Origin of the sequence: Pseudogulbenkiania subflava DSM 22618 (genome assembly GCF_900177275.1) — a bacterium.
GTDB lineage: Bacteria > Pseudomonadota > Gammaproteobacteria > Burkholderiales > Chromobacteriaceae > Pseudogulbenkiania > Pseudogulbenkiania subflava.
In genome coordinates, this window is record NZ_FXAG01000005.1 from 64,515 (window position 1) to 81,829 (window position 17,315).

Consider the following 17,315-nt stretch of genomic DNA (forward strand, 5'->3'; position numbering starts at 1 on the left):
ACATGGCTACGCAGAGACAAGACGTCCACCTCTTCAAGCAGGGTATTCCATCCGGGCAACTGGCCCCGCCGGATGGCGTGCCGGCCCCCGTACTGCTGGTCGACGACAATCCGGCCAAGCTGGCGGCGCTGGCCACGGTGATCGACGATATGGGCCTCGACGTCGCCACCGCGACCTCGGGGTGCGAGGCGCTGCGTCTTCTCTTGCAGCGCGACTTCGCGGTGATCTTGCTCGACGTCAAGATGCCGGAAATGGACGGCTTCGAAACCGCCGCCCTGATCCATGGCCGGCCGAAGTCCGCCCATACGCCCATCATTTTCGTCACCGCCGAGGCCAGCACGGATTCGGAAAGCATCCGCGGTTATACCTCCGGCGCCGTGGATTATATTTTCTCGCCGATTGTGCCCGAAGTGCTGCGTGCCAAGATCCGGGTGTTCGTCGACCTGTTCTACCTCCAGCGCACGCTGACGTTGCAGGCTGAAGAATTGCAGAAATCGAAGCGGCTGCTGCGCGAGCTCGCTTCCTATCAGGAGCAGATCAAGGAGGAGGAGAGAAAGCGGATCGCACGGGAAATCCATGACCAGCTGGGGCAAAGCCTGCTGGCGCTGCGCATCGATATCTCCATGCTGTATGAGAGCACCAGCACCGTGCCCCCCGAACTCAACAAGAAGATGGGCGATGTCCTGAATCACATCGACACGGCCATCAGGAGCGTGCGCGGCATCATCAACGATCTGCGCCCACCCGTACTCGATCTGGGCTTGCAGGCAGCGATCGAGTGGCAGCTGGAGGAGTTTCGGCAGCGTACTGGAATCGTGTGCTCGATTCGGGCCAAAGAGGAGGATTTTCACTGCGACCTGGACGACAAGCGCGCCACTACACTGTTCCGCATCCTGCAGGAGTCGCTCTCGAACATCACCCGGCATGCCCAAGCGACGCGGGTGGACATCGAGCTTTACAGGGTTGGCCGTCAGCTTCGCCTTCAGATCAAGGACAACGGCGTCGGCATGAAAGATGTCAAGAAAACAAGTTCGTTCGGGCTGGTGGGCATGAAGGAGAGGGTCAGCACGCTGGGGGGCGAGTTCAACATCGATAGTGTGCCGGGCCGAGGCACGATATTGACGATAGCGATACCGCTTGATTGAGGCGCAAAAAGCGGCCTTATCCAGGCCGCTTTTTCGTCGGAGTCTCTTTAATGGCCGCAGCTAGTCGAGAGACGATGCTGGGGATTCTGCCGGAAGATAGATATGCCTGGGGTGCGGGTGGCGCAGAAAGTCATGGTGCGAGATGTGCCACGCATAGGCCCCGGCATAAGGAAAGACCACGAGATCGCCAGCGCGCACGTGCTCGACCGGTGCATCGTAGGCCAACAGGTCCTTCGGCGTGCACAGTTGACCGACCACGCTGACACGCGTCCCGCGTACTTCGGGGCGCGGGTATGAGTGGGGCCAGTGGTCGACCGGCAGCACGCGGAAGGGGTGGCTGTGCCCCTGGGCGTAAGGCGTTCGGAACTGGTGGGTACCGCCGCGTGCGACTACGAAGGTGCGGTCGAAGGCGTGTTTCACGTCGATTACCTCCATCGCATAGTAGCCGCAGAACGCGGTGACGTAGCGCCCGCACTCAAAGCGTACGGTGAGCCCGTCGCGCTGAGTCGATAGCTCGGTGAGTCCTGCGGCGAAGGTTGGCCAGTCGAACTGGCGTTCCGGCTCGCGGTAGTTGACGCCGATACCGCCGCCGACGTTGACCTGATCGAGCGTGGAGAGGTCATAGTCATGACGCCAGCGTCTCACCTGATCCAGATAGGCGCCGAGCAGCCGCAGGTGGGTGGCGGCATCGAGCTGGTGTGACATCAGGTGGAAGTGAAACCCGCGCAGGGTGATCTCCGGATGGGCGCGCAGCCACGCCAGGCAGTCCGGCAACTGGTCGCCGGCGATGCCGAACGGTGTCGGTTTGCCTCCCATCATCAGTGTGGTGGCCTGCAATCCCTCGATAGCCAGGTTCACGCGCAGCAGCACAGGGGCGGTGACGCCGCGTTCGCGTGCGAGCCAGGCCAGCCGTTCCAGTTCGTGCCGGCTTTCGACGTGCAGCGCCTCGACGCCGAGGTCGAGCGCTTGGGTCAATTCGGTGTTGGTCTTGCCCGGTCCGCTGAAGATGATCGGAGTGTCGGCGAAGTGCGAGCGCACCCAGGCCAACTCGCCGCCGGAAGAGACCTCGAAGCCATGCGTGAGCGGCGCCAGTGTCTTCAGGATGGGCTCATCGGAGTTGGCTTTGATCGCGTAGAACAGCTCGAAGCCAGGAGGCAGCGCCGCCGTCAGCGAGCCAGCATGGCAGCGCAGTGCTTCCAGGTCGTACAGGTAGGAGCTCAAGGGAGCGTCATCTGTGCCCACTTCCTGGCGCAGCCGCTCGAACACCGGCACCCAGCGCAGTGCATTCGCGTTCAGAGCCATGTAGCCTCCCCACCGACCAGTGCGATCGGGTTGGTCACCGGCACGTAGGTCGAGGCACGGTCGGCGCGCTGGAAAAAGCGGTTGCTGAAATTGGTCTTGGCCGGGAAGGGCGCGCCGGCCAACAGCGCGTTGATGCGCTGGCTGGAGGCGGCGTTGCCATAATGTGCTTGGTAGTAGTGCAGGTGATGGCGCACGATGGACCATAGCCGCGTCGTCAGTTCTGGCTGTGCCGCACCCAGTTGGGCCACCACCTCGCACAGATTGTTGACGAACACGCAGTAGGCGATGCGGTTCCAGCCCAGTTCCTCTTCGTACCAAAGCGAGGCTCGGGCACGCTCGCTGATGTCCGGCATGGTCTCGGCCGGGTGGCGCGAAGGCGTCAGTTTGACGCCTTCGAAGTCGCGCAGGAACAGTTGCTTCGGCCAACCCTTTTCCAGTCCCAGCACGACATTCTGCAGGTGCGGTTCGAACACCACGCCGTGCGCGAAGAACAGATAGAAGACCGGGTAGATCAGCTGCTCGACGTAGGCGGAGAACCAGTGCTCCGTTATCGCCTCGATGCGGCTGCCCTCACGCGTGGCTAGGTCGGTGAGCAGTTTTTGGGTGCGTGCTTCACCGTAGTAGTGATTGCCGAACAGCGAGCCGGCCAACAGTGGCACGCTGTCGGGCGTGCGCAACACATCCACGCTCTGGCGCAGGATCAGCCCGAAGCCCTCGATCACCTGGCGGTTCTGCCCGACATCGGGGTCTTTCAGGTCGACCGAGAGGAAGGCCGGTTCCTCCATCAACTGCAACCCAGGAAACAGGCGGGCCAGCTCCGGCTGCAGCGGACGCAGCACCCTGTTTACCTGCATCGCGCTCTCCAGTTCGTACCAGGCATTCTTGCGCACGCAGTTGGTGATGCGAATGTTCAACGACAGCTTGTAGAAGTACGGATTGCCCGGCTGGTACAGCGTGCGGATCGACGAGGTAGGATAGAAGTCTCCTCCCTGCGTGCCGAGGTCTTGTAGCCTGCCGCTGGCGAGTGCCTGGCGCACCAGCGGGTGCTGGCGCAGGAAGCCCGCCTGCCACGGATGCACCGGGATCGCCACGCAGCCATCCGGTGCCGGCGGGGCGTTCGGCGCAATCAGCTGGTCGCAACTGGCCTCCAGCAGAGACTGCTGGGCCACATCCTCGTGCCGCACCGCGAACCAGGCGAGGGGGAATCGCGTGCGCAGCTCCGGCGAATAGCGCTTGAGGTCGTCGTCGGAAAAGCCCTGGCGGCTCTTCGGCGCAGGGTGGAAGGGGTGGCCGAAAGTCAGCGATTGCTCGGAATCGATATACGCCTCGAGCGGGTCGGCGGGCAGCGTGTCCGGCACCGGCAACCCCAGCACTTCGGTGCCGACTTCCACGCTGTTGCGAATCTGTTCCATCAGCTCGACATTCGGCGTGACCTCGTGCTGCAGCGCCATCTCGCGCAGCAGCAAGGCGGCCAGCGCTTCCCAGTCGAGCAGGGCCCACGGCTTATTCTCCGCCTTGTGGTACACCGGCGAGCTGTAGCGGTAGTTGCCGGTGACCGAGGCCGACTCGACGACGGTCAGCAGGCGGTCGTGGGTATGCGGCAGTTGCACTTGCAGCACCTGGCCGTGGTCGCGCTGCAGCATCATCCGGATTGCCGCCGGCCAGTCGTTCTGGCCGAATGGCGGGCCGATGCGCAGTTGTCCGCCGGGTCCGGCGATTTCGCGGCAGTAGCAGTTGAGCAACGTTTCCTGGCAGCGCCGCTGCGCGGCCAGCTCCGCCGGATTGATGCGTTCGGCAGTGTTCACGTTTGATTGCATGATAGTCCTTTCACTCGCCGCTCAAGGCGGCCAAGAAATAGCTCGGGTGCGGCCGACAGCCGCATCCCGGAAGGTTCAAGCCGTTTGTGCGCCCGGTATCCGCCGGGCGATGAGAAGCAGGTAGCCGACCGCCGGCGCCAGCGCTGCCGCGCCCAGCAGGAAGGGCGCGCGGGTGCCGGCGGCGCCGACTGCCGCGCCAGCCATGAGCCCGGCGGCGACGCCGCCCCACTTCGAACTGCTCTCGAACCAGCCGAAGGTGCGCCCGGCGTTGCCGGTGTGTACTACGCTGGCCACCAGCGCGTGTAAGCCGATGAAGCCGATCGTCATCGCTGCCCCCATCAGCAACCGCCAGCCGACCAGGGCCGCCAGACCCAGCGGCGTTGCCTGTGCGGCGAGGCTGAGCATCAGTACGCCATAGCCGGCCGCCAGCAGGCCGAGCGATGGCGTCAGCCCCAACCTGCGTGACAGCAGCGGCGCTGCCACCAGATAGACGAGGTGAGGCAGTCCGAACAGCACGCCGGTGGCCGCCTCGGGCAGTACCGGCAGGCGCTGCTGCAGGTCGGAGATGAAGTAGGGGAAGGTCGCCACGGTGGCGAAGATGAACGCGAATTGCAGCGCGTAGATCTGGCGTGGCGTGGCCGGCGCGGGCAAGGCGGGAGCCGGTGTATGCTTGGCGGTGCTTGCCGCCATGCTGCCTGCCGGCAACAGCGCGATAAGCGTGGCGGCGGCGAGCGGCAACAGCGCCAGCCATCGATACAGCACGATGGGCGATTCCACTCCCATCCATAACCCGAGGCTGGCCGGCGCCGCCACCAGGGCGGCGCGCGCCGACCATTGCATCGCGGTCAGGCTGCGAGTCAGCGTCGTACCGCTGGCGACTGTCGCGAGGTACGCGTTCGACGCCGCGAAGGTGCCGCCGAGCACGCCTTGCAATACCAGCGCGGCGAAGAAACCCGTCGTGCTGGTTGCGAAGCCGGCCAAGAGGAAGCTCAGTGCCAGCCCAAGCTGGGCACGTAGCAGCAGCGGCTTCTTGCCAAAGCGGTCGGCCAGCCGGCCCCACCACGGTGCCGACAGCGCTGCCAGCAGCGTCGGCACCACGTAGAACGCGCCGGCGAGCCAGGGGACGTCGTTGTTCAGCGAGTGCTGCAGGATCAGCGCGAAAAACGGTGGCATCCCTAGCGCGGCGAACGACGCGACGAAGTGGCACAGCATCACCACCGCTACCACGTGACGCGTGTTCGCGCTCATCGCACGGCCTTCAGGAAGTTGGGCGCGCGCTTGCCGTAGAACTTGTTGACGTCGGCGACGCCGGTCTGCGACTTCTCCTCGAGCGAGGCGGCGCGCAGCAGGTACTTCAGGTACAGCGTGTCATCCTCAAGCAGCGTCTGCCGCGCGAACGCCACGTTTTCACCCTCGGCCGCCAATTGCTCCAGCACGGCTTCGACCTGATAGCGCACGCGTGCGTAGCTTGCGGCGGGATCGATGCCACGGCGCTCGGCGATGCCCTCGATCAGTGCCGCGATGTTCAGCTGCAGGGTGATGGTGGTGAACATCTGCGCCAAGGGCAGCTCGTCGCTCACCGCGATACGCGCATCCACCAAGCCGGCCAGCTTGTCCGCCAGTTGCGGCCAGCGGCGGGCGAGCAGTCCGGTGTCGATGCGTGCGGCGTCGTTGTCCTTCAAGAGCAACCGCAAGCCGTCGTCACCGTAAACCAGCACCGAATTCTGCTGGTTCGACTCCAGCGCGATGCCGTAGCGCAGCCATAGGGTCAGGTGCAGCCGCAGCGTGAGTTCCATGTAGGCGTCGAGCCAGGCGTCCAGGTCGCCGTCGTAGTAGCGGGCCGCCAACTCCTCGACCACCGACCCGCCGTGCGGCGCGTCGGCCAGCAGGCCGGCGATCGGTACCGCCGTCGCGTTCGCCAGTGCCTGTTCCGGATAACGGCGCAGGATGAAACCCAGGAAAGGACGCTGTGCGACGTGAGCGCCATTTTCTTCGTTGGTGAGCAGCACCTGGCCATGGAGGCTGGTTTCGCGCGCCACGATCGCGCCGAGCAAGGTCTGGATGCGGTGGCCGTCGGTGATAGTGCTGGGTTTGATGGTGCGGATGTTCTTCGCGCCCAGCGTGCGGATGGTCAGGGGCAGTTTGACGTGCCAGTCGGGCGTGTCGTGCAGCACCAGCGAGCGGACCGACAACGTCGGCGTGACCGTGAGGTGGCTACGCGGTGCGCGGATCACCTGTCCGGCCAGCCCGGCCTCGGCGAGAAATCCGTCGAGATGGTGCCGCCAGACGAACGGGTGTACCGGCACCAGCGCATGTTCCGCGGCGAGGCCGGCAGGCAGGCCGACGTCCTCGAAGTTCGGCCAACCCGGCGGCAGCGCAGTGCCGCTCGGATGATAGAGCGTGCGCGGAACCGCCAGCCAGTTCAGCTCGAAGCTGGGCTGGAATTCCGGCGCGTAGCGGGCGAGGTCGCCGGGTTCGAAGCCGAGCTTCGCGCGAGCGCTTGGGTAGTAAGGATGGTCGAGGAAGGCGGCCAGCCGATCGTGGTGCAGCAGTCGTTGCTCCCAGCGCGGCAAGCTGTGGCCCGGCAGCGCATCCGCCTCGTCGAACCAGCGCGCACGTTCGGCCTTCGCTGTGCGGCGGTGTTCCAGCGCGGTACGGCATTCGATGGCGTAGTCGGTGAACAGGCGGGCGGCCTCGGGCGGCAGCCCGTCGGCGAAAGCGGACAGCACCGCGTCTATGTCGTACAACGGCGTGCAGCTAGTGCTGTCCTCGCGCAGCAGCGGCAGCCGGGCAAGCCGCCAGCTCTGCATGTAGCGAGTCGGCACCACGGGGATCCACAACGCGGCCGAGCCGAGGTGGGCAACACGCAGCCAGTACCGGCCGCCCTCGCCATTCTCAGTGAGGCCAGCTGGCAGCGCGTCGCCACTCAGCAGCTCGCCGCGGCTGGCGCAGTCGCGCACGTCTTCGCGCAGCAGGGTGTCGATCACGCGAGTGCAGACGTAGTCGGCGTCGTAGTCGACGCCTTGCCGGGAGAGCGGGGACGAAGAGAGGAGGGCGGTCATTGTGCGATCTCCCACGAGAGCCCCTGACTGGCACGCTCGACGGCGGCTTGCAGGCTGTGGGTGTCGGGGCCGCTGCCACGCAGCACGCCGACGTAATCCTTGTTGGAGTTTGTCAGCTGGATCGCGTCACCGATCCGGCGCAGGGGCTGGTAGGCCAATCGGATCTCGTCGGCTTCGTGCTTGAACGCCGACGGGGCCTGACGCAGGCGGCCTTCCTCCTGCGCGGTGAAATAGCGGATCCAGGCGGCGCGCGGCGGCACGGCAAGTGCCGGCAGCGATTCACCCAGATGAAGGCGCAGCACCTGCTCGAACAGCGGGAACTGCAGCGCGTCGGACAGCAGGAATTCGCGATAGTCGCCGATGTTGCGGTAGTTGATCTCGATCAGGCGCGGTCCGCTCGTGGTCAGAACATATTCGGTGTGGCAGGCGCCGAAGCCGACGCCGAAGCGCCGGATCGTCTCCAGCACCTTGGCTTCGACCTCCGCCGGCAGTTCGGTGCCCCACACCGCCTCGAGTTCCACGAAATGCGGCGGTGGCGACAGCGTGACGCGAAAGCCCCCGAGGGCATGCAGCTCTTTACCGTCTCCCAGCGTCTCCAAGGTGTAGAGCGGGCCGTCCAGGTACTCCTCCAAGAGCAGCGCTTGGCCGGGATGCTGCGCCCAAACGACGGCGCACTGTTCGGCCAGCTCGGAGCGGCTGCGCGCAAGGCTCACCTGCTGGCTGGCTACGCCCTCGCGCGGCTTCACGACGCACGGCAGCGGCAGGATGGCCAAAGCGGCCAGCGACGCCGGGTCGCACACTACGGCGTGCCATAGCGTGTCGATGCCCTGCTCGGCCAGTCGGGCGCGCATCTCGGCCTTGTTCTTGGCCGCGTAGGCGGTGCGCCAGTCTTTACCCGGCAGCCCGAAGTAGGTGGCCGCAATGGCGGTCGAGGCCTGCAGATGATCGCTGTTGGAAAACACGGCGGCCGGGCGTGTATTGCGTTTCGTGATCGCTTCGATCACCGACAACGGGTTGAATACGTCGCACGCGACGATTTCATCCGGGTAGGCGGCAAGCCCTGCCTGCGCAAAGTGCGCGCGGTGCGCATCGGCGCAGTCGGTCAGCAGCACGACGGAAAGGCCAAGCGCCTTGGCGGCCGGCAGGAAGCCGTCGTTGACCGGGGCGGTGGGCACGTGGGCCAGCAGGATCAGTTCTCGCATGATGTTCCTTGTCGTTCGAGTTCCGGCACGCGGCCGGACATTCCACTTAGAAATCTTACTAAATAAGAATGATAATCGTTAGCTTTTGTTGGGGCAAGCGGCCAGCGAGGACGGCGGAGGGGATGGACGTAGAGGCGTGGTCCGGCGCCAGGATTGGCGCCGGAACGAGGAAGTAAAATGCCGCCCATGGAGGCGGGGCGGCTGGTCTTGCTTTAGAAGCGCAGACGCGCGGTCAGCTCGGCGCTACGCGGCGCGCCGGGCACGTTGAGGTTGTTGCTCGAATCATGACCCGACACGAAGTACTTCTCGTCGCTCAGGTTCTTCAGATTCAGAGCCAGGTCATAGGTCTTGGCCTTATACAGCAGCGCGGCATCGTAGGTGACGTAGCTGTCGAGGCTCACCGTATTGTTGGTGCCGACGAAGCGCTTGCCGACGTAGTTGGCGCCGCCACCGACGCTGAAGCCGCGGCCAAGATCATGCATCAGCCAGACGTTCGCGCTGTGCTTGGGCACCAGCGCCGCACGTTTCCCTTCCAGCGGGATGCCATCGGTCTTGGTGGGCGACTTCGTGATGACGGCGTCGAGGTAGGCGTAGCCGGTCGACAGCTGCCAGCCCTTGGCGATTTCGCCTGTTAGCGTCAATTCGAGGCCGCGCGTGCGCTGCTCGCCCACCGGCACCACCTTGTTGCTCTGAGCCGGGTCGGTGGTTTTGATACCACTGCGGGTCAGCTCGAACAGCGCAGCAGAGAAGCTGGCTTGCCCATCCAGCAGATCCAGCTTGGTGCCTACTTCGACGTTCTTCGTTTCCTCGGGCTCAATGTCGGAACGGCTGGTGGACAGCACCAGCGTTTCGTACGACGGCTGGAACGAGTGGCTGTACGACAGATAGTAGGACTGCCAATCGGTCGGCTGGAACACCACGCCGGCACGCGGGCTCCACTTGCGGTCGACGCGGTGCAGATCGATCTCGCCCGCCCGGCGCTGGTCCAGACTCTGGTCGAACTCGTCGTAGCGCACGCCGACCAAGGCCTTCCACTGCGGCGTGAAGGTCAGCAGATCCTGCACGTAGGCACTGGCCACCTTCACCGTCAACAGGTTGCTGGCGGTCACCGTGGTATTGAAATTAGGGCGTACCAGTACCGGGTCGTACAACGACACGATGGCGGCATTGGTGAGGCTCTTGTTGACGAGATCCTTCTGCTGCTCGCCGAACTCCAGGCCGTATAGCAGCTGGTGTTTGATACTGCCGGTACTGGCGTTCTGGGTTAGCTCAAACTGGTTGAACCAGCCATCGTCTTGGCGGCGCACGTCGCCGCGGTTGAGCCGCACCTGTGCGCTGGCGCCGCTGCCGACGACCGATGCAGGGTTGGTATTGTGACGATCCAACTCATAACGGTAGGTGCCGAACTGATTGTGCAGCGACCAGTTCTCGTTGATCTTGTGGTCCAGTGTGATGCGGCCGGTGGTGACAGTCGACTGGCTGTAGTCGTCGTCGCGGGCATCAGAGGAACCGTAATAGGTCTTGACCGACACGTCGGCCGGGCGGCCGTTGACGGCCGGGATGCCCATGTCGGTGATGCGGCGGTCTTTCAGGTATTCGGCCTGCAGCAGCAGCTTGGTGTCGGGGCCGAGCTTCACGGCCAGCGACGGCGCCAGTGCTTCGCGTTCCACGAAACCCTGGTTGCGGAAGCTGCCGGAGTCTTCCAACGCACCGGTCACGCGCAGGCCCACGTCATCGCTCAGCGGCTGGTTGATATCGATCGCGCCACGCTTCAGGTCGAACGAGCCCGCCGTCAACTCAATTTCATGCGAAGGGGTGGAGGTGGGTTTCTTGGTGACGCGGTTGATGATGCCGCCAGACGAGCCGCGCCCGTACAACACGGCAGCCGGTCCCTTTACCACCTCGACACGCTCGGTATTGGACAGGTCGCGATAGTACAGTGCGTCGTCGCGGATGCCGTCGACGAACATGTCGCCCATTGCGTTGAAGCCGCGGATGTAGAACTGGTCGCGCTGGCCGTCGCCGTTGTTGTACGAGACGCCGGGGACGTTTTTCAGCACGTCCTGCATCGAATGCGCCGCCTGGTCCTCGATCAGGCTCTCGGTCACCACGTTCACGGTCTGCGGAATGTCGCGCAGCGGCGCCTTGATCTTGGTCGCCGTGGTCGAGACGACGGCCTGGTAGGAGGTCTCGGGAGCTGCTTCGGCGGAAGCCTCCACATGGACGGTCGGCAACTCGGTCTCGGCCCAAGCCGGCAGGGCGAGCGGAAGATAGGCTGCCGCGACGGCAGCAGCAATGCGCTTCATGGCCATTAAGTTCCCTTACACACGGAAAATTTTGTAAATTTTTGTAAAACAAAACGATAATGATAATTTTTATCATTCGCATTGTCAAAAATCATGATGGCGGATGGCCCCTGTGCCGCCTGGATGACACCAAAAGCCATCCATCTGCTATCGTCCTATCTGTAAAACAGCGTGCAAAAGTGACCAGGTTTCCAGGGTGATCAGCGTCCAATTTTGACCACCCCTGGTGTGCCACACTTCTGCCCTTTGGGTGGAGGTCAACCTGGGGTGCTTTGCTTGGAAACCATCGGCAAGATTCGTCGCCGACATCTGGTCAACGGCGAGAGAATCAGTGCCATCGCCCGCTCTCTCAACCTCTCCTGCAATACCGTCAATAAGTACCTCAACGCCACGGCAGAACCCACCTACCAACGTCAACGTCAGCCTAAGCCGCAACTGGGGCCTTCCAAGAAACGCTGGAGCAGTAGCTTGAGCTCGGCCGGTCTCTCCCTAAGGCGCAGCGACGTACCGCCCGCCGACTATTCGAATGTCTGCAGGCCCGAAGGCTATCGGGGAGCCTACGACAGCATCCAGCGCTATGTCAGAACCTGGAATGCCAGTGCCACGAAGATCATCAGAAGCCAGGCTTTTGTCCCGCTGTCGTTCGCACCCGGCGAGGTGGGGCAGTTCGACTGGAGCTACGAGCATGTGGTACTCGGCGGTGTCACCCAGACCATCAAGCTGGCCCATTTCCGTCTGACCTACAGCCGGCAGATGTTTGTCGTTGCCTATCCGCGCGAGACCCAGGAGATGGTGTTCGATGCGCACAATCGGGCCTTTGCCTTTTTCGGCGGCGTGCCGCACAAAATGGTCTACGACAACCTCAAGACCGTAGTGGAGGCGGTGTTGCCGGCAAGGATCGCCAGTTCAACCAGCGCTTCCTGGCGCTGGCGAATCATTACCTGTTCGAGCCGGCCGCCTGCACGCGCCGGCTTCCAGTTGGGAGAAGGGCCAGGTGGGGAATCAGGTGGGCAACATCCGCGAGTGGCTGTTCACGCCACCCCCCCCCGCTTTGCTGACTTCAGCGGCTTGAACCAGTGGCTGGAAACGCGCTATCAGGAACTGGCGGGCCGGCGCCACCCCACACAAGATGCCACCATTGCTGACGTGCTGAAGGTGGAACGCCCCCACTTGCGACCGGTCACCATGCCGTTCGACGGTTACGTCGAGCAGCTGTTACGCGTGTCCAGCACCTGCGTATCGGTGTGGATCGCAACCGTTATAGCGTGCCCGCCGAATGGGCTGGCAAGGTGGTCTCGGTGCGCGTTAGCGCCGACACGACTCGTGTCGTAGCGGATGGCCAGGAGCAGGCACACCATGCCCGTCGCTTCGGTCGGGACCAGTTGGTCTGCGAGCCGTGGCATTACCTGTCGGCGCTGGAAACCAAGACTGGTGCCCTACGTCAACACGATTCAGACCGCTTTGAAGCTGATCGCCACCGAGTTGATGCAATAACGCTCGCCGGTGGGTTCCGGACCGTCTGGGAACACGTGGCCGAGATGGGCGTCGCAGCGGGCGCAACGTACCTCGGTGCGGGTCATGCCGTGCGAGCGATCTTCGATGCGGGTGATGCTGCCGGGGACGGCTTCTTCCCAGAAACTGGGCCAGCCGCAGCCGGCGTCGAACTTGGTGTCGGAGTGGAACAGCAACGCGTCGCAGCAGACGCAATGGTAATCGCCGCTGGCGTGGCGGTAGTAGTGCTCGCCGCTGTAGGGGCGTTCGGTGCCGGCCTGGCGGGTGACGCGGTATTGCTCGGGGGTTAGTTGGGCGCGCCACTCGGCGTCGCTCTTGACTATCTTGTCGGTCATGGTGGGCTCCTGTGGGGCGTCTTGGCCGAAGGCTGGTGGCGTCGGCTCGCTATCGGGGCCGCTGTTCGCTTCGGTTGCGTCGGTTGGTCGTGGCCAATGGGCGGTTCTTACAGCAATTCATCCAGCGAGCCGCCAAGGTGCTCGCTGTCCGCCCATTTCTCCAGCTGCCAGGCACCCTGATGGTGGATGATCCAGTTGAAGGCGGCGTTGGGGATGGGAAAATCGCGCGGTTCGGTCAGCGGCTTGCCGGTGACGATGCGGTAGACCATGTCGAGTACACCGCCATGGGTGACGACGAGCAGCCGTTGGCCGGGGTGTTCGAGCACGGCCCGCTCCAGGAAGGCCTGAATCCGGACGTGGAAGGCGTACAGGCTCTCTCCCCCTTCCGGGACGTCGTGCGGGTCGCGGTTGCGATGGCGGCGGTAGGCTTCGGGCATGACCTCGCCGGCCTCGTGATAGGTGAGTCCTTGCAGGTTGCCGTAGTGACGCTCGCGCAGCAGGGGATCGAGGTTGATGTCGAGCCCGGTAGCCTGTCCGATGGGAATGGCGGTCTGGCGGGTGCGCACCAGATCGCTGCAATAGAGGACGTCGAAATGCAGTGCCCGGGCCGTCAGGGCCTGGCTCAATGTTTGCGCCTGTTCCTGGCCGGTGGTGTTGAGCGGGGTATCGATCTGGCCTTGCAGGCGGCGCTCGCGGTTCCAGTCGGTTTCGCCGTGGCGCACGAAGCAGAAGCGGGTCAGTGGAGTGTGGTCCATCGATTCATTCTAGCAGTCAGGTTCGGGTTGCGATCAGCCCAGCGCCAGCCACAGCCCGAACGGTACGAAGGCGAGGCTGGCCAGGTTGCCAATCAGTACGATCGACGCCATCTTGCCAGGTTCCTGCTGGTAGATTTCCGCCATCATGAAATTGAGCACCGCCGGCGGCAGCACGCCGAACAGGTAGACCAGGCCGGCCTGCGCCGGTGACAGTTGCAGCAGCGGTACGGTCACGGCCGCCGCCGCGAGGCCGCTCAGCGGGCAGAGTGCGGCGCCGAGCAGGCCTATCTTCCAGTCGCGCAGGTTGGCGTCCACCATGCGCACTCCCAGTGCGAACAGCATCAGCGGAATGGAGGCGTCGCCCAGCATCTTGAGGCCGATCATCAGGCCGTCGGGCAGATGCCAGCCCGCCAGTGCAAATAGCAGCCCCAGCGCCGTGGCGAGCACGATGGGGTTCTTCAACAGGCCGCTGAACCGGGTGTGGCGGTTGAAGATGAAGGCGCCCAGCGTGAAGTGCAGCAGGTTGGACACCACGAACAGCACCACGAAGGCGTTGAAACCGGTGCGGCCGAAGGCGAGCAGGGCGAGCGGCAGGCCCATGTTGCCGCAGTTGTTGAACATCGACGGGGGCAGCAGGGTGCGCACCTGGTTGCCGGTGGCGCGCGCCACCGGCCAGGCGAGCAGGCCCGACAGCAGGATCACTGCAGCGGAGGCCGGCAGCAGCTTCCACTGGCTGACGAGATCGAAATCCTTTGCCGCCAGCGCCGAGAACACCAGTAGCGGCACGCAGACGTCCATGTTGATCGTGTTCGCGGCGCGCATGTCGGGGCGCATCTTGCGGCCGTAGAGCCAGCCGATCAGCACGATGATCAGGACGGGAAGAATGATGGTGATGATGCGTTCGAACATGGGACTCAGGCGGGGTGGGATGGTGCCATTATTGGTCAAATGTCTTGACCGGACAAGCAAGGGTAAGCCATGGCTTGCCGTGCTTCGGCCAGCCTTGTCGTCAAGGTTGGCCGAAAGAGCCGGTCAGAGAATGCCGACGCCGGAGATTTCACGTGCCAGGTTGGCGGCGTAGTTGTCGGTCATGCCACCGACGAAGTCCAGCACCTTCATGTAGGCAAGGTAGGGGGTGTCCTTGTCGGTGAAGGGGGTTTCCGCCATCAGTCCGAGCGCCAGCGTATGGCGTGCCGATAGCCGCTCGCCGCGCACCTTCGCCGCGACCGCCGGGACCAGCACGTCGAGCAGGGTGGAGAGGCAGGGGAAGGAGGCGATTTCGGTCACCAGCTTGGTGCGGTGCCGGTACACCTTCTGGCTGGCCAGCCGTTTGGCCTCCAGCAGGGTTTCGCGGATTTCGGGCGCGCACACGTCGATCAGGTCCTTGCCCTGGAAGGCGCCCGCCAACAGCGTGTCCTGGTGCAGCATGAATTTTTCCGCCACCTCGGCCACGCAGCGGCCGATGGCCATGCCGCGCAGCATGGCGCATTTCTGGCGCACCGACGGGGTGGCCCAGAGCTTGTCGACCTCGGCGAACTTGGTGAACAGATTCTCGAACTCGGAATAGTCGAGAATGCCGATCTCGACCGCGTCTTCGAGGTCGAGGATGGCGTAGCAGATGTCGTCGGCGGCTTCCATCAGGTAGGACAGCGGGTGGCGCGCCCACTGGTCGGGGCCGCGTTCGATCAGCCCGAGTTCGCTGGCAATCTGGCGGAAGTAGGGTAGCTCGGTCTGGTAGATGTTGAACTTGTCACGCAGGTAGGCCGGCTCGGCGCTGGAGGTCCACGGGTATTTGATCAGCGCGCCGATCGCCGCCGCGGTGAGTCGCATGCCGCCTTCTCCGGCGTACATTTCGAGCGTGGCGAGCATGCGCAGGCTGTGCGCGTTGCCCTCGTAGGTTTCGACGTCGCGCCGCTCGGCCGGGCTCAGGTCCACCATCAGCGGGGCGTGGCGCTCGTCGCGGAACCAGTCGCGCAAGGCGTCCTCGCCGGTGTGACCGAACGGCGGGTTGCCGATGTCGTGCGCCAGGCAGGCCACCTGCACCACCGCCCCGATGTCGTGCGGGGTGTAGCCGGCGGGCAGTTGGCCGGCGTGCTGCATCATCACCCCTGCACGGTTGCCCAGGCTGCGCCCGACGCTGGCCACCTCGACGCTATGCGTCAGTCGGTTGTGGGTGTGGTCGTTCTGCGCCAGCGGGTGGACCTGGGTCTTGCGCCCCAGGCGGCGGAAGGCGCCAGAGAAGACTACCCGGTCGTGGTCGATGTGGAAGTCGCTGCGCAGCCCAGAGGCGCCCTCGCTGGTCGCGGGGGTGCGGGTGGGGCGTACCTCGCCGTCGATCTGCTTGAAGCGCCGGGCCGATAGCAGGTGTTCCCATTTCATGCGGTGTGGCTTGGTCATGGCAGTGTGCGCGCAGTGGTTTGTCATGATCATAACAGCTTGCCGGTGCCGGGCGCAGCGGCGATGGCAGCGGCAAGCCTGGCGGCAACCCGGTCTTCGGCCAACCCCGCGACCTCCGTGAAGTCGACCTGTTGGGCATGGTGCAAGGAGGCGCGCTTGGATTATGCTTAGGACACATCTTGCTCCTGGAAATCGCATGACCGCTTCCGTTCGTGACCTGCTCGCCACGCTGGTGGCGTTTGACACCACCAGCCGCCATTCCAACCTCGAACTGATCCGCTGGGTGCAGCGCTATCTGGACTCGTTTGGCGTGTCGTCGCGGCTGACCTTCAATGCCGATGGCAGCAAGGCCAATCTGTTCGCTCAAATCGGGAACCCAGAGCTGCCGGCCGTGGTGCTGTCCGGGCACACCGACGTGGTGCCGGTCGATGGCCAGGCGTGGCAGACGCCGCCGTTCGAACTGGTCGAGCGCGAAGGCAAGCTGTACGGCCGCGGCTCGGCCGATATGAAGGGCTTCATCGCCTGCGTACTCGCCAAGGTGCCGTTTTTCCTCGAGCTGGCCGACTCCGGCCGCCTGACCCAATCGGTCGGCATCGCCTTGTCCTACGATGAGGAAGTCGGCTGTCTCGGCGTTCGAGGACTGATCGACGACCTGCAGCAATCCGGCATCAAGGTGGCCGGCTGCATCATCGGCGAGCCGACCGACATGAAGCCGGTGGTCGCGCACAAGGGCATTGCCCATTACCGCTGCCACGTGAGCGGCCGCGCCGCGCATTCCTCGCTGACGCCGTACGGGGTCAACGCCATCGAGTACGCGGCCCGGCTGATCACGCACATCCGCAAGCTGGCCGACACCGAGGCGTCGTTCGGGCATCGCCATACCCTGTACGATGTACCGTTCACCACCTTGCAGACCGGCACCATTCAGGGCGGCACCGCGCCCAATATCGTCCCCAAGGACTGCGAGTTCGTGTTCGAGTGTCGCTGGCTGCCGGGCGACCAGCCGGAACGCTACGTCGACTCGGTGCGCGACTACGCTTCCAACCTGCTGGAAGAGATGCGTGCGGTGGCAGAGGAGAGCGACATCACCATCGAACCCACCGTGTACTGCCCGGCGTTCGAGGCGGTGCCGGAGAGCGCCGTGATGCAGTACGTCGAGACGCTGACCGGCTGCTGTCAGGGGGAAGGTGTGGCCTACGCCACCGAGGCGGGCCTGTTTCACGCGGCCGGCATGCCGAGCGTAGTGTGTGGTCCGGGCTCGATCCGGCAAGCCCACCGTCCGGACGAATACGTCGAGGTCGAACAGCTCTACGCCTGCAGCGAGTGGCTTGCCAGACTGGGCGATTTGCTGTGCTCTCCTGACTGACTGACTGACTGACTGACTGACCGACTTGCTTGCAGCCCGCGGGCGGGATTGTCCTGGCCGCGCTCGCCCGGTGGGATGGACAAATGCCGGTTTGGCAGCCTTGCGGTTTTGCCGTT

Annotated in this window: 12 protein-coding genes and 1 pseudogene; 3 read left to right on the plus strand and 10 right to left on the minus strand. The window is 64.3% G+C overall.

What is annotated here, in order from left to right; genetic code table 11:
* Positions 1-2 precede the first annotated feature (2 nt).
* Positions 3-1,145 (plus strand): ATP-binding response regulator, encoded by a 1,143-nt coding sequence (locus tag B9N72_RS06335; RefSeq protein ID WP_085275589.1) that lies wholly within the window; start codon positions 3-5, stop codon positions 1,143-1,145.
* A 60-nt stretch (positions 1,146-1,205) separates the two neighbouring features.
* Here the strand turns inward: B9N72_RS06335 and B9N72_RS06340 are convergent, their stop codons facing one another.
* The 6 genes from B9N72_RS06340 to B9N72_RS06365 form a co-directional block, all read right to left on the minus strand.
* Positions 1,206-2,447 carry a type III PLP-dependent enzyme gene (locus tag B9N72_RS06340; protein WP_085275590.1) on the minus strand — a complete coding sequence of 414 codons (1,242 nt, stop codon included), beginning with the start codon at positions 2,445-2,447 and terminating at the stop codon, positions 1,206-1,208.
* Entirely contained in the window at positions 2,438-4,264 is a 1,827-nt protein-coding gene (locus B9N72_RS06345; RefSeq protein WP_085275591.1) for an IucA/IucC family protein, read from the minus strand. The genes B9N72_RS06340 and B9N72_RS06345 overlap by 10 nt, the downstream gene beginning before the upstream one ends.
* 75 nt (positions 4,265-4,339) lie before the next feature.
* Complete coding sequence (locus B9N72_RS06350; RefSeq protein ID WP_085275592.1) at positions 4,340-5,512, minus strand: MFS transporter; 1,173 nt, start codon at positions 5,510-5,512, stop codon at positions 4,340-4,342.
* Positions 5,509-7,326 carry an IucA/IucC family protein gene (locus B9N72_RS06355; RefSeq protein WP_085275593.1) on the minus strand — a complete coding sequence of 606 codons (1,818 nt, stop codon included), beginning with the start codon at positions 7,324-7,326 and terminating at the stop codon, positions 5,509-5,511. The genes B9N72_RS06350 and B9N72_RS06355 overlap by 4 nt, the downstream gene beginning before the upstream one ends.
* Entirely contained in the window at positions 7,323-8,528 is a 1,206-nt protein-coding gene (locus tag B9N72_RS06360) for an ATP-grasp domain-containing protein (protein WP_085275594.1), read from the minus strand. Before B9N72_RS06360 ends, B9N72_RS06355 begins: the two co-directional genes overlap by 4 nt.
* A 212-nt stretch (positions 8,529-8,740) precedes the next feature.
* Positions 8,741-10,834, minus strand: a complete 2,094-nt coding sequence (locus B9N72_RS06365; RefSeq protein ID WP_200810889.1) for a TonB-dependent receptor — start codon at positions 10,832-10,834, stop codon at positions 8,741-8,743.
* A 267-nt stretch (positions 10,835-11,101) separates the two neighbouring features.
* On the opposite strand from B9N72_RS06365, the pseudogene istA reads away from it, so the two are divergent.
* Positions 11,102-11,704, plus strand: a pseudogene (istA, locus tag B9N72_RS21690) (IS21 family transposase); the annotation flags it as partial.
* Between the two features lie 581 nt (positions 11,705-12,285).
* On the opposite strand, the gene msrB reads toward istA, so the two are convergent.
* From msrB to B9N72_RS06390, 4 genes are all read right to left on the minus strand, one after another.
* Positions 12,286-12,681: a peptide-methionine (R)-S-oxide reductase MsrB gene (gene msrB, locus B9N72_RS06375; RefSeq protein WP_085275736.1), complete on the minus strand. Its 396-nt coding sequence runs from the start codon at positions 12,679-12,681 to the stop codon at positions 12,286-12,288.
* A gap of 107 nt (positions 12,682-12,788) precedes the next feature.
* Entirely contained in the window at positions 12,789-13,436 is a 648-nt protein-coding gene (locus B9N72_RS06380; RefSeq protein WP_085275596.1) for a histidine phosphatase family protein, read from the minus strand.
* 33 nt (positions 13,437-13,469) lie between these two features.
* Positions 13,470-14,345, minus strand: a complete 876-nt coding sequence (locus B9N72_RS06385; protein ID WP_085275597.1) for an AEC family transporter — start codon at positions 14,343-14,345, stop codon at positions 13,470-13,472.
* Positions 14,346-14,468: 123 nt separating this feature from the next.
* Complete coding sequence (locus tag B9N72_RS06390; protein WP_234985895.1) at positions 14,469-15,833, minus strand: deoxyguanosinetriphosphate triphosphohydrolase; 1,365 nt, start codon at positions 15,831-15,833, stop codon at positions 14,469-14,471.
* Positions 15,834-16,029: 196 nt separating this feature from the next.
* Here B9N72_RS06390 and argE point away from each other — a divergent pair, with 196 nt between their 5' ends.
* Positions 16,030-17,199, plus strand: a complete 1,170-nt coding sequence (gene argE / locus B9N72_RS06395; RefSeq protein ID WP_085275598.1) for an acetylornithine deacetylase — start codon at positions 16,030-16,032, stop codon at positions 17,197-17,199.
* Positions 17,200-17,315: the final 116 nt, after the last annotated feature.